At 74.9% G+C, this 11,728-nt stretch carries 13 protein-coding genes; 6 read left to right on the top strand and 7 right to left on the bottom strand.

Annotated elements, in window-relative coordinates; genetic code table 11:
- Positions 1–58 precede the first annotated feature (58 nt).
- Positions 59–1,024 (bottom strand): sigma-70 family RNA polymerase sigma factor, encoded by a 966-nt coding sequence (locus ACR80Q_RS12640; protein WP_435377980.1) that lies wholly within the window; start codon positions 1,022–1,024, stop codon positions 59–61.
- Positions 1,025–1,232: 208 nt separating this feature from the next.
- On the opposite strand from ACR80Q_RS12640, the gene flgN reads away from it, so the two are divergent.
- The 4 genes from flgN to fliW are packed head-to-tail and all read left to right on the top strand — an operon-like array spanning position 1,233 to position 4,424.
- Positions 1,233–1,718, top strand: a complete 486-nt coding sequence (flgN, locus tag ACR80Q_RS12645) for a flagellar export chaperone FlgN (protein ID WP_435377981.1) — start codon at positions 1,233–1,235, stop codon at positions 1,716–1,718.
- Positions 1,718–3,112, top strand: a complete 1,395-nt coding sequence (flgK, locus tag ACR80Q_RS12650; RefSeq protein WP_435377982.1) for a flagellar hook-associated protein FlgK — start codon at positions 1,718–1,720, stop codon at positions 3,110–3,112. The genes flgN and flgK overlap by 1 nt, the downstream gene beginning before the upstream one ends.
- Positions 3,112–3,990, top strand: a complete 879-nt coding sequence (flgL, locus tag ACR80Q_RS12655; RefSeq protein WP_435377983.1) for a flagellar hook-associated protein FlgL — start codon at positions 3,112–3,114, stop codon at positions 3,988–3,990. Before flgK ends, flgL begins: the two co-directional genes overlap by 1 nt.
- Before the next feature lie 17 nt (positions 3,991–4,007).
- A complete protein-coding gene (gene fliW / locus ACR80Q_RS12660; RefSeq protein ID WP_435377984.1) occupies positions 4,008–4,424 on the top strand; it encodes a flagellar assembly protein FliW in 417 nt (138 codons plus the stop codon).
- A gap of 132 nt (positions 4,425–4,556) precedes the next feature.
- Here the strand turns inward: fliW and ACR80Q_RS12665 are convergent, their stop codons facing one another.
- The 5 genes from ACR80Q_RS12665 to ACR80Q_RS12685 are packed head-to-tail and all read right to left on the bottom strand — an operon-like array spanning position 4,557 to position 8,212.
- Positions 4,557–5,651 carry an SIS domain-containing protein gene (locus ACR80Q_RS12665; protein ID WP_435377985.1) on the bottom strand — a complete coding sequence of 365 codons (1,095 nt, stop codon included), beginning with the start codon at positions 5,649–5,651 and terminating at the stop codon, positions 4,557–4,559.
- Positions 5,648–5,917, bottom strand: a complete 270-nt coding sequence (gene purS, locus ACR80Q_RS12670) for a phosphoribosylformylglycinamidine synthase subunit PurS (protein ID WP_435377986.1) — start codon at positions 5,915–5,917, stop codon at positions 5,648–5,650. Before purS ends, ACR80Q_RS12665 begins: the two co-directional genes overlap by 4 nt.
- A gap of 10 nt (positions 5,918–5,927) precedes the next feature.
- Positions 5,928–7,163, bottom strand: coding sequence for a hypothetical protein (locus ACR80Q_RS12675; RefSeq protein ID WP_435377987.1), 1,236 nt, complete (start codon positions 7,161–7,163; stop codon positions 5,928–5,930).
- Positions 7,160–7,507 (bottom strand): PadR family transcriptional regulator, encoded by a 348-nt coding sequence (locus ACR80Q_RS12680; protein WP_435377988.1) that lies wholly within the window; start codon positions 7,505–7,507, stop codon positions 7,160–7,162. The genes ACR80Q_RS12675 and ACR80Q_RS12680 overlap by 4 nt, the downstream gene beginning before the upstream one ends.
- 48 nt (positions 7,508–7,555) lie before the next feature.
- Positions 7,556–8,212 carry a hypothetical protein gene (locus ACR80Q_RS12685; protein WP_435377989.1) on the bottom strand — a complete coding sequence of 219 codons (657 nt, stop codon included), beginning with the start codon at positions 8,210–8,212 and terminating at the stop codon, positions 7,556–7,558.
- A 294-nt stretch (positions 8,213–8,506) separates the two neighbouring features.
- On the opposite strand from ACR80Q_RS12685, the gene ACR80Q_RS12690 reads away from it, so the two are divergent.
- Positions 8,507–9,160 (top strand): MBL fold metallo-hydrolase, encoded by a 654-nt coding sequence (locus ACR80Q_RS12690; protein WP_435377990.1) that lies wholly within the window; start codon positions 8,507–8,509, stop codon positions 9,158–9,160.
- 24 nt (positions 9,161–9,184) lie between these two features.
- Here the strand turns inward: ACR80Q_RS12690 and ACR80Q_RS12695 are convergent, their stop codons facing one another.
- Entirely contained in the window at positions 9,185–10,093 is a 909-nt protein-coding gene (locus ACR80Q_RS12695) for a phosphoribosylaminoimidazolesuccinocarboxamide synthase (protein ID WP_435377991.1), read from the bottom strand.
- A 39-nt stretch (positions 10,094–10,132) separates the two neighbouring features.
- On the opposite strand from ACR80Q_RS12695, the gene ACR80Q_RS12700 reads away from it, so the two are divergent.
- Entirely contained in the window at positions 10,133–11,689 is a 1,557-nt protein-coding gene (locus ACR80Q_RS12700) for a S10 family peptidase (RefSeq protein WP_435377992.1), read from the top strand.
- Positions 11,690–11,728: the final 39 nt, after the last annotated feature.

The raw sequence follows: 11,728 nt of genomic DNA on the forward strand, positions 1-11,728 counted from the left end.
GTTGTGGATCGGTCGTGCGGGTCCGGACCTGAGGATCAGGCCCTGGTCTGTGGTGGTGTCACCCGGTCGCAGCAACGCGGGGGGAGAGCACGCCGCTGAGCACGGCGGAACCCACCCCGATGCTGGTCCGGGAGTCGGCGGCGGACGCGACGGCGGCCGCGTAGACGGCCTCGCGCCGGTTGGGGACGCGACCGCCCTGGACAGGCAGGGAGGCGGCCGGGCGCGAGGCCGGGGCCTGCGCCGGCGCCGTGACGTCGCCAGCGGCGACCTGCTCAAGCGCCACGCGGAGCATGGCGACGCCCTCGGCCCGCAGCTGGGACACCCGCGACTCGGTGACGCCCAGCCGGACGGCGATCGACGCCATCGGCTCCTCGTCGAGGTAGTGGCCACGGACGGCCTCGCGGACGCGGTCGGGCAGCAGGTCGACGGCACGGCGCAGCCGGCCCAGGTGCTCGGCCAGGACGACGTGGTCCTCCGGCGACATCCCGGGGTCCCGCAGCGAGTCCTGCACGCTGCGGGAGGAGTCGGGCGACGCGTCGACCTCCTCCAGGCTCGTCAGGTACGAGCGGTGGGTCTCGGCGCGGACCCGGTGCACGTGGGACGGCGCGACCCCCATGGCGTCCGCGACCTCGTCCACGCTGGGGGTGCGGCCCAGGGTCGCGGTCAGGGTCTCGGTGGTGTCGGCGGCCTGGCGCGCCCGCGAGCGCGCCCCGCGGCTGGCCCAGTCGGTCGCGCGGAGCTCGTCGACGATCGCCCCGCGGACGCGGGTACGGGCGTGCGCGGTGAACGGGACACCGGTGTCGGGGCGCCAGGAGCGGGCGGCCTGCAGCAGCCCCTCGACACCGGCGCCGGCCAGGTCGTCGCGGTCCACGTGCGACGGGACCCGCGACATCACCTCGCCGACGCAGTGGCCCACCAGGGGCAGGTTGGCGACGACGAGGGCATCGACGTCCACGTCGGACGCCGACGGCTCGTCGGCGGGGGCGCCCGGCATGAGGAGGGCGGCGAAGGGATGGCTCGGCACCCGCAGTTCGTCGTCGCGGTCCCGGTGACGCTTGAGGGGCCGAACGGGCGACGTCGTGGGCCGGACGGGTGATGCCCGGAGCACGGGTCCTCCGATCGGACGACACCACTCAGATCACGCCCGCCCGCGCCGAACAGCACCGGGAACGACGGTGAGGCCGTCGTCGTGCTCGGTGCCCCTCCCAGGTGGCGCCAAGGGAGGTGTACCAGTGGCACTCGCGGACTTCTGCCGGATCCTGTGGCGCGAACGTGAGCTCCTCGAGCTCCTGCTGTTCAAGCTGGAGGAGGAGCAGCTGGTGCTGGCCTCGGGCCGGGCCCGCTGGCTCGCGCACGCCACCCGGGAGGTGGAGGCCGTCCTGGAGCAGATCCGGGACTCCGAGCGGGTCCGCACGCTGGAGACCGACGTCGTCGCGATGGAGCTGGGGCTGCCCGCCGGCCCCTCGCTCATCGCCATCGCCCGCAGCGCCCCCGAGCCCTACTCCGCCATGCTCCTGTCGCACCGCGACGCCTTCCTCACCCTCACGGCCGAGATCACCGAGCTGGCGCAGGCCAACCGCCGCCTGCTGCACGAGGGCATGGTCGGCCTCAGCGAGGCCCTGGCCTCGGTCGAGGAGCCGGCCCAGACGTACGGACCGGCCGCATCCCGCACCCTTCCCCGCCAGAGCGCGGGCCGACTCGTGGACGAGGCACTCTGATGTCGAGCTTTGCAGGACTGCACACCGCCCTGTCCGGGCTGGTGGCCCAGCGCTACGGCCTGGACACCACCGGGGCCAACGTGGCCAACGCCAACACCCCCGGCTACTCGCGCCAGCGCGTGGTCATGGACCCCACCAACCCGACGTCCACCGGCGCCGCGCTGTTCTCGCGCTGGGACGGCCCTGGCACGGGCGTGCGGGTCACGGACCTGCAGCGCGTCACCGACGAGCTGGTCGCGACCCGCGTCCGGACCGAGCGCTCCACCGCGCAGTTCATGGACGTGGAGCGCACGGCCTACGCCCGTCTGGAGGTCTCGCTGGGCGAGCCCGGTGACACCGGGCTGACGTCCCGGTTGTCGACGATGTGGGCCTCCTTCCAGGACCTGGCCAACAACCCCGGCAGCGAGGCCGCCCGCACCCAGGTGCTGCAGGCCGCGCGGGGTGTCACCGACTCCCTGGGCGCCGCCGCGGCCGGCGTGGACCAGGCGTGGAACGATCAGCACAGCGCGCTGCGGCTCGCGGTGGAAGAGGTCAACAACACCTCCGCCGCCGTCGGGGAGCTGAACGCCGCGATCCGCGAGGCGACCGCGGCGGGCAAGGCCCCCAACGAGCTGCTCGACCAGCGCGACGCCCTCGTGGTCCGCCTCAGCGAGCTCACCGGCGGCACCGTCCGCACCGGCGAGCTGGGCACCGTCGACGTGTTCGTCGGCGGTACCGCCATCGTGCGCGGCGAGCGCTCCACGCCGCTGGCGGTCGGAGCCGGCGGCGCCGACGACCTGGCCGCGGTCCGGGCCGGGGGCGCCGTGGGCGTCACCGGGCTCGCCGGCTCCGCGGTCGACGTGCCCGGCGGCCGCATCGGCGCCGTCCTGGTGGGCCTGAACACCACCTGGCCGGGCGTCATGGACTCCCTGGACGCCACCGCGGCCGATGTCGCGACCCAGGTCAACGCCGTGCACGTCACCGGCGCCGGGCTGGACGGCGTCGACGGCCGGGAGTTCTTCACCGGCACCACCGCCGCCGGCCTCACCGTGGCCGTCACCGACACCGACCACGTCGCCGCGGCCCTTCCCGGCAGCGGACCGCTGGACGCCACGGTCGCCGACCGCCTCGGCAGGATCGGCCAGCAGGTCGGCTCCCCCGACTCCGGCTGGCGCCGCTTCGTCGCCGACGTCGGTGCGCAGACCCAGGCCGCGAACCGCCGTTCGACCGCCCAGGCGGTCGTCGTCGGGGACGTCATGGCCGCCCGCGAGTCCGTCTCCGGCGTCGACATCGACGAGGAGCTCACGAACATGGTCATGTTCCAGCGCGCCTACGAGGGGTCGGCGCGCATGCTGACCGCCGTGGACCAGGCGCTCGACACCCTGATCAACCGCACTGGACTGGTGGGTCGCTGATGTTCCGGATCACGCAACGCTCGATGGCCGACACGACGTATGCGAACCTGCAGGCGTCCCTGGGTCGTTCGTCCCAGCTGCAGGAGCAGCTGTCCAGCGGCAAGCAGATCAGCCGCCCGTCGGACAACCCCATCGGGGCCAACGACATCATGCAGCTCAAGGCCGAACGCGCGGCCACGGCGCAGTACGTGCGCAACGCCGAGAACGGCATCTCGTGGTTGGACACCGCCGACAACGCGCTGCAGCTGTCGTCGGCCGCCATCCGGCGGGCCCGCGACCTCACGGTCCAGGGTGGCAACGGTGCGCTGGGCCAGCCCGGCCGCGACGCCCTCGCCGCCGAGCTGCGCGGTGTTCGGGACAGTCTGGTCGAGCTGTCGAACACGCAGTACCTGGGCCGCCCCGTGTTCGGGGGCACGACCGACGGGCCGCGCGCGTTCGACGCCACCGGCGCCTACGTCGGCAGCGCGACCGGGACGGTGGAGCGTCGCATCGGCGCCGAGTCCGTGGTGCGGGTCGACGTGGACGGTCGCGCCGCCTTCGGCGAGGGGGCCGACAGCGTCGTCGCGCGCATCGACGCGATCATCGCCGACCTGGCCACCGGCCAGCCCGCTGCCGGTCGGCTCGATGAGCTCGACGACTCGTTGGAGAGCCTGCTCGGGGCCGCGTCGGACGTCGGTGCCCGCACCAACCGGCTGGAGAACCTCAAGCTCAAGGCGGAGGACGCGGCCATCACGCTGCGCTCGTCCCAGTCGCAGATCGAGGACATCGACCTGCCCAAGGCCATCCTCGAGCTGCAGCTGCAGTCCACGGCCTACCAGGCCGCGCTCGGGGCCACCGCCCGGGTGCTCCAGCCCACGCTGCTGGACTTCCTGCGATGACGTGCTTGGCTGGGCCGATGAGCGACAGCGCGACCACCGACGGCCCGCCGTCCGACGAGGCACGCCTGGTGCACCTGGTGCACCCCCTGCCGGGCCTGCCCGGGGTGAGCGAGTACCGGCTGCGGGGGCTCGAGTCCTCCGGCGTGCTGTTCTCGCTGGAGTCCCTCGACGGCGCGGTGTCGTTGCTGCTGGCCGCGCCGTGGGCCTTCTTCCCCGGCTACGCGCCCGTCCTGTCCGACGAGGACGTGGACCTGCTGGGGCTGACCGGGGCCGGCGACGCGCTGCTGTTCGTGGTGCTCACCGCCGGCGAGGACGCCGCAGGCACGACGGCCAACCTGCTGGCGCCGCTGGTGCTCAACCAGCGCGACGACCGCGCGGTGCAGGTGCTGCTCACCGGCAGCGAGCTGCCCGTCCGGGCCCCGCTCGCCGCCTGAGCCGTCACCCCGTACCGACCGGCGACACCGGTCCCCCCCTGCGGGCGGCCGTGGCCGTCGACCCCGCATGCCGTGTCGCTGGTCGGTACGCACCGGACGTCCCGGCACCCGTGCCGAGGCCTGGCCGTCCGCTCAGGCGTCGGTGCGGGTGACCTTGCGCAGCCCGCGCGGGGCGTCCGGGTCCAGGCCGAGCACGCGGGCGGCCCGCTCGATGGCCAGCTGGAGCGGGACCACGGTGCCCAGCGGGGCCAGCGACTCGGGCAGGTCGGGCCCCGCCACGGCCACGTCCACCGCCTCCGCGAACGCGGCGTCGCCGCCCACCCCGACCGTCCGCGCCCCGCGGTCGCGCAGCTCCCGCGCCAGCTCGGTCATCGCCCCGGTCAGCGGGCCGTCCGCCGCGGACACCAGCACCGCGAGCACGTCGTCGTCGACCACGGCGATCGGGCCGTGCCGCAGGTCGGCGTAGGACAACCCGCGCACGGGGCGCAGGCAGGTCTCCTCGAGCTTGAGGGCGACCTCGAGCGCGGTGCCCATGAGCAGCCCGCGTCCGCTGACCAGCGGGTGGCGGCTCGCGCTGAGGGCGGCCGCGGCCTGGTCCACGCCCTGCTGCTCCTCGACGAGGCGGGCCACGACGTCCGGGACCCGGGCGATGTCGGCGTCCAGCGACGTCGGGTCGGGCGCGAGCGCCGTCCCCAGCACCACCATGGCGGCCAGCTGGGCCAGGTAGGACTTGGTGGCCGGGACGGCGAGCTCCGGCCCGGCCCGGGTCTGCAGGGCCAGGTCCGCCGTGCGCAGCAGCGGCGAGCCCGCGATGTTGGACACGGCGACCGTGGCGGCGCCCCGACGGGCCGCCCACTGCTGGGTCGCGACGATCTCCTCGGTGGCGCCGGACTGCGACACGCTGACGACGAGGGTGTCGTCCAGGTCGAGCTCGGCCCCGTGGCCGTCGGGCCCGTAGTGGGTGGCCAGGCTCGGCGCGGCCATCGACCCGCGCACCCCGGCGTGGGCCCCCAGCAGGTAGCGGCCGTACACGGCGGCGTTGTCGCTGGATCCGCGCGCGACGAACATGACGTGACGGCGGCCCTCGAACATGCGCCGCAGGTCCTCGCGCAGCGGCAGCAGCGCCTCGAACGTGGCCGCGAGCGCGGCCGGCTGCTCGGCGATCTCCCGCACCATGTGGGTCGGCCGGGCGTCGGGCTCCGCCGCCGGACCCGCGGGGCGGCTCACCGCCGGGCGCCTTCCTCCGGGTCCTCGACCACGCGGATGGAGACCACGTCCTCGATGACGGGGTTGCTGAGCATCGTCTCGGCGGCCTCGCGCACCTTGGCGACGGTGGCCTCGTCGGCCACGTCGACCACGACCTCGAACCGCTTGCCCTGCCTCACCTCGGCCAGGCCGGTGTAGCCCAGCCGTCCCAGGGCGTGGGTGATGGCGGCGCCCTGCGGGTCCAGGATCTCCGGCTTGGGCATGACGTCGACGACGAGGCGCGGCATGAGACCGAGCCTAGTGGTGGCCGGGCCCGGGTCCGGCGGGTCGGCCCGGGTCGCCCCGGCCGGCCGACGGCTCGGCCCAGCGGCCCGCGCCCAGCAGCACCGGGGGGTCGACGGGGACCCGGTCACCGCCGCGCAGGCTCCACACGTCCACCAGGGCGGGTGCCGGTCCGGGGCGGACCCGCACCCCCCGGACGACCAGCAGGTGCAGCCGCAGGATGGCGGGAGCCAGGACGAGCGCCGGCACCAGCAGGGCCAGCCCCAGCGTCGACAGACCGGCGGCGTTGGCCACCGCGTCCGCCCCCGGGCTGCCGGGCGGCGACGTCACCACCTGCGGGACGGCCGTCACCAGGACCGGCAGCGCCGCCGCCAGGACGGGGACCAGACCGGCGCCCACCGACATCGCCAGCACCAGCGGTGCCGGCGGGCGACGGACCGGTTCCCGCCATGGCTGATCGGGCCGGGTGGCCAGCCGCACCGGGGTGCGCCGATCGACGGCGAGCAGCCTCAGCAGGTAGTTGACGCCGAGCAGGGCCAGCGGCGCACACACGAGCAGCAGCCAACGGTCCATCGGCAGCGGGAGGGCGTCCGGGGCCAGGCCCGGGCGACCGTCCAGCCACCACCGCACCGCGAACGGGAGGGCGATCACCGACCCGGCGGCGAGCCCGGCCAGGGGCCGGAGCACCCAGCCGTCCCAGGCCACGCGGGCCCGACGACGCCACGGCACCGACCCGTCGAAGCCTGCCGCCAGCGCGTGCTGCTGCTCCCTCCGCCGCAGGCTCTGCAGCACGGAGCCCCGCCTGGGGAACGAGAAGGTCGACATCAGGAGGCCCACCCCCAGCGGGGCGAGGGAGAGCAGGGTGATGTCACGACCCAGGTCCGACACCACCAGGAAGCACCCCACAGCGATCACCCCGGCGTGACCGAGCCAGGTGTCCCGCACCGTCCGGAGCCGGCCGTTGACGTCGTCGGCGACCCAGTCGTCATATGCCGGTCCCGGCAGCTCGCCCGACCAGCGCCACAGCAACCACTCCAGCAGCGGCGGGTGCGTGCGCCACCGGTAGGCCAGAGACCCGCGCAGCAGGTCCAGCCGCGCCCGCGCCGTGAGCCGCACGTCGCCGGCGGGCCGCAGGTCCAGCAGCACCCCCACCACCTCGTCCTCCCGCGCCCGCCGCCAGCGCGGCGGGTACACCCGCAGCCACCGGCGCGCGTCGGCCTCGTAGGCGTCCTGGTCCTGCTGCTCGGTCATGCGCTCCCCCACGCCTCGCCGTCCCGACCCGTCGCCCGCAACCGCCCTCGGACCGCGACGACCACCTGCTCCCGGCGGGCCGTCTCGGCGTCGAGCACCGTGGTGCCCGTCTCGGTCAGCCGGTAGTAGCGCCGCAGCCGACCGGCCACGTGCTCCTCACCGTCGGGCGCGACGAGTCCCGCCTGCACCAACCGGTCCAGCGCCCCGTAGAGCGTCCCGGCCCCGAGCGTCACGGCGCCCTCGGTCAACGAGCCGACGACGCGGACGACGTCGTAGCCGTGGCGCCGCCCGCCCGACAGGGCGGCCAGCACCAGGTACGGGACGTCTCCCAGCGGCGCAGGCACCGCCGCAATGTATCGCGACGCGATGCATCGGGCTACGACGCATGACGGTCAGGCCCCGGCGTCCACGGCCTGCGACCGCTCCCGCCCCTCCGCGAAGAACGCGGCGAGGCTCGCGGCGTCCGGGGTCTGCTCCCAGGTGCGGACCGCCCCGAACGGGGCGTCGAAGAACGGGTCCTCGACCCTGGTGTGCGGTCCGACGTAGGCGTAGGGCACGGGCGAGAACGCGTCGCCGGGCGAGACGCCGTAGTTGACCCCGTCCAGGGTGATGGCCAGGTCGAAGTGCTCGGGCCACAGCACCGCTCGTTCGTCGGGCGCGAACGTCAGCAGGCCTGCGGCCCCCACGGCGAACCAGTCCATCAGCGCGGTCGCGGTGTCGGCGTCGATCGACAGCGCCTGGTCGACCTCGACCCCGGAGGTGTCGCCGTAGAGGCCGTCGGGCGGACCGGCCTGCACGCCCACCGCGGCGCCCAGCGCCATCACGCTGGTCGCGCCCAGCAGCGACGCTTCCCCGGCAGGACCCGAGACGGTGCTGGGGGTGAGCCGCAGGCGCGGCTCGGCCACGGTCTCGATGGCCCCGGGAGCCGCGGAGAGCCGGATGGTGCCCGAGCTGCGGTGCTGGGGGCCGGCCAGCACCCCCTCGGCCACGGCGTGCAGCCCGGTGCGGGTGGCCAGCAGAAGCTCGGCGTCGGGGCGGGGGTGGGGCATCGCGGGTGGCTCCTCGCAGGGTTCGGGGGACGTCGGCTGCGCCGGACCTGACCCGTCGACGGTAAGGGCTGCGCCCGGCCGCGCACCAGGCGCACCGGCCCGCCACCGCGCGCGGGTCTGGATCGGCGGGCGACGCTNGCATCGCGGGTGGCTCCTCGCAGGGTTCGGGGGACGTCGGCTGCGCCGGACCTGACCCGTCGACGGTAAGGGCTGCGCCCGGCCGCGCACCAGGCGCACCGGCCCGCCACCGCGCGCGGGTCTGGATCGGCGGGCGACGCTGCGGTAGGACGGGGCATGGACATCGAGCACCTGGGCCACGCCTGCCTGCGCGTCACCCACGACGGCACGTCGCTGCTGCTGGACCCGGGCGTCTTCTCCCCCGGTCTCGACGCCCACCTGGGCGACACCGACGGCCTGCTGGCCGTCCTCGTCACCCACGCCCACCCCGACCACCTCGACCCGGAGCTCGTGCCGCTGCTGGAGCACCACGGTGGTCCCGGGGCGATCCACGCCGAGGCCGGCGCGGCCGACGTCGTCGAGCAGGCCGGCGGCACCCCCGCGGTGCTGCAGGTCGGGGACCGCAGGCAGTGGGGCGGCATCCACCTGGACGTCGTGGGCGGCCGCCACGCCGAGATCCACCCCGACATCCCGCGCATCGGCAACGTCGGGCTCGTGCTCCGGGCGGGCGGGACGTCGCTGTTCCACCCGGGCGACTCCTACGACGCGGTGCCCGACGACGTCGACGTGCTCGCCCTGCCCCTCAACGCCCCGTGGGCCAAGGTCTCGGAGACGGTCGAGTTCGTGCGCGCCGTGGCCCCGCGGGTCGTGGTGCCGGTCCACGACGCGCTGCTGCAGCCGCAGCGGCGGGAGGTCTACCTCGCGCACGTCCGCAACCTGGGCGGCGCCGCGGTGCACGACCCCGCCCACGACGGGGTCCTGACCACCTGAGGACGCCCTCCCGCGGGGGTGCGGCTAGAGGTCGGAACCGGTCAGAAGCCGGTAGACCTCGCGGTAGCCGGCCGCCGTCCGCTCGACGACCTCGTCCGGCAGGGGCGGCGGCGGGGTGTCGCCGGCACGGTCCCAGCCCGACGCCGGCGAGGTCAGCCAGTCCCGGACGACCTGCTTGTCCAGGCTCGGCTGCGTCCGGCCCGGCTGCCAGCCGGCCACGGGCCAGAACCGTGACGAGTCGGGGGTCAGGACCTCGTCGCCCAGCACCAGGGTCCCGTCGCCGTCGGGGAGCCGACCGAGCTCGAGCTTGGTGTCGGCGACCAGGATCCCGGCCTGCTCCGCGACCTCCGCGGCCCGCGCGTAGACGGCCAGCGTGATGCGGCGCAGGTCCTCCGCGGTCTCGTGACCCACCCGATCGACGACGGCCTCGAACGTCACGTTCTCGTCGTGGTCACCGACGGCCGCCTTGGTGGCGGGGGTGAAGACGGGCTCAGGCAGCCGCGAGCCCTCCAGGAGCCCGGCGGGCAACGGCACCCCGCACACCGCCCCCCCGGCCCGGTACTCCTCCGTCCCGGAGCCCGACAGGTAGCCGCGGGCCACGCACTCCACCGGGACCATGTCCAGCGCCCGGACCACCACGGCCCGGTCGGCGACCTCGCGGGGCGGAGGCGCGTCCACGAGATGGTTGGGGACGAGGTCGGCCAGCCGGTCGAACCACCACCGGCTGAGCGCGGTCAGCACGGCGCCCTTGCCGGGCACCGGCGTGGGCAGGACGTGGTCGTAGGCGCTGACCCGGTCGCTGGCCACCAGGAGCAGGACGTCACCGGCCGGGTGGGGCGAGGCGGGCGCGTAGACGTCGCGCACCTTCCCCGAGAACCGGTGGGTCCAGCCCGGCAGCTCGGGCGGCGACGGCGTCGTGGGCGGCAGGGGCACCCGCGAGATCGTAGGGCTCCCCGCTCGTAGGGTGGCGCCGTGAGCGACAGAGCGGACGACGCAGCGGACGAGAAGGCCCCGACGGGCACGACGAAGCCGGGCACGGCGCGGGACGACAGCGGCGCACCGGCGGCGGAGGAGCCGACGGACGACCTGGTGACGACCGAGCACCGGATGCAGGTCGTCGACCCCACGGACGCGTCCGCCGACCCCCGTGACCTGCACTACCGGGCCCGGACGGGCCGGCTGGTGGTGCGTCGGGAGGTGACCGGCAAGGACGGCTTCGAGGGCCACACCGCCGTCGCCGAGATGGCCGTGACGAGCTACGAGGTCCTGGCCGAGGACGGTGACCCCGACACCACCCGTCCCGTCACGTTCGTGTTCAACGGCGGGCCGGGCGCGTCCAGCGTGTGGCTGCACCTGGGGGTGCTGGGACCCCGCCGGGTCGTCATGGGCGACGCGGGTTCGTTGGCGCCGCCGCCGGGCAGGCTGGCCGACAACCAGCAGACGCTGCTGGCCGAGACCGACCTGGTGTTCATCGACCCGGTGTCGACGGGCTGGTCGCGCGTCCGCTCCGGCCGCAAGGCCACCGAGTTCCACGGGTTCACCGGTGACGTGGAGTCCGTCGCGGAGCTGATCAGGCTGTGGACCACCCGCAACGACCGGTGGCTGTCACCCAAGCTGCTCGCCGGGGAGTCCTACGGCACCCTGCGCGCGGTCGCCGTCGCCGCCCACCTGCAGGAACGTCACCACATGCCCGTCAACGGGGTCGCCCTGATCTCGATGGTGCTGGACATGGGGACCATCCGGTTCCACCCCGGTGACGACCGTCCCTACGTCGGGTTCCTGCCGACGTACGCGGCCCTCGCGCACTTCCACGGCGTCGCCGGTGACGGCGTGCCCGTGGAGGAGCACATCAGCGCCGCACAGGAGTTCGCCCGCGGCGACTACGCCGCCGCGCTCGCCGCGGGAGCCCGCCTCGACCCCGAGCAGCGGGCCCGGGTGGTGGCTCGCTGCTCGGAGCTGACCGGGCTGAGCGAGGACTTCCTCGACCGGGTCGACCTCCGGGTGGAGCACATGCGCTTCTACACCGAGCTGCTGCGGCACCGGCGTCAGGTGATCGGCCGCCTCGACGGCCGCTTCGTCGGGTACGAGGACGACTACGGCCGGGAGAAGATGGCCGTCGACCCGTTCATCACCGCGACCGGCGGGCCGTACACGGCGGCGTTCCTGCACTACGTCAGCACCGAGCTCGGCTACCGCAACGACCTGCCCTACAAGGTGCTCAGCGAGCTGGTCCACCCGTGGAGCTACAAGGAGTTCGAGGGCCGGTCGGTGAGCGTGACCGAGGACCTGGGCGCCCTGCTGCGGCGCAACGAGTTCCTGCGCGTGCACGTGGCGTGCGGGCTCTACGACGGGGCGACGCCGTTCGCGGCGGCCGAGGACACGGTGGCCCAGCTGCGGGTGCCGGCCTCGGCCCGGGAGCGGGTCGAGACGCTCTACTACCCGAGCGGTCACATGATGTACCTGCACGAGGAGTCCCGGCTGGCCCAGAGCGCCGACCTCGCGCGCTTCGTGAGGTCCTGCCGGCCCTGAGCCGGGGCGGAGGCCCCGCTGTGGGATCAGATCGGGGTC

It is taken from the genome of Aquipuribacter aurantiacus, from assembly GCF_051216895.1.
Lineage (GTDB): Bacteria > Actinomycetota > Actinomycetes > Actinomycetales > JBBAYJ01 > Aquipuribacter.